The sequence below is a fragment of the Deinococcus alpinitundrae genome (genome assembly GCF_009982895.1).
GTDB classification, from domain to species: Bacteria; Deinococcota; Deinococci; order Deinococcales; family Deinococcaceae; genus Deinococcus; species Deinococcus alpinitundrae.
Genome location: NZ_WXZL01000117.1, coordinates 1 through 446 on the forward strand (window position 1 = coordinate 1; position 446 = coordinate 446).

A 446-nucleotide genomic window follows, 5' to 3' on the forward strand; every position below is an offset into this window, starting at 1 on the left:
GTCCGCTGCTTTTTTTGGGGCGCTCACACGGCGATTCGGCTGCATCAATGGCGATGATCTGGAAGACATGCTCTGCTTCCTTCAGGACCTTCTTGCCGGGCAATCGGAACTGCCCACTGGCTATCAGGGCCGCTTCGACGCGTTCCACCGTGCGTTGCACGGTGGTTTCGTGGACGCCCCAGTCGTCGCCCAGGTGAGCGAAGGTGCGGTATTCCCGCCAGAACTCTAGCGTCAGGAGGAGTTGCTCAGCGGGGCTGAGGGCCGCGGGTCGCCCAGACTTCCTTTTGCTGTTTTCTCGTTCGACCAGGACGGCCTCCATCGCACAGAACGTCTCCGGGTAGATTCCAGTGCGCCGTTTGAAGCGCGTGCGGTTCATCTTCAGTGTTCGTTCCAGCCGCTTGTCGCTCACTCACCCAGCATAGCTACCCACTTTCGCAGGAGGTCTA

General features: G+C 60.3%; 1 protein-coding gene. It reads right to left on the reverse strand.

What is annotated here, in order from left to right; all coding sequences use genetic code 11:
• Positions 1-409: transposase family protein (locus GUI70_RS22660; RefSeq protein WP_161884521.1), on the reverse strand; the 409-nt coding region annotated here is incomplete at its 3' end.
• Positions 410-446: the final 37 nt, after the last annotated feature.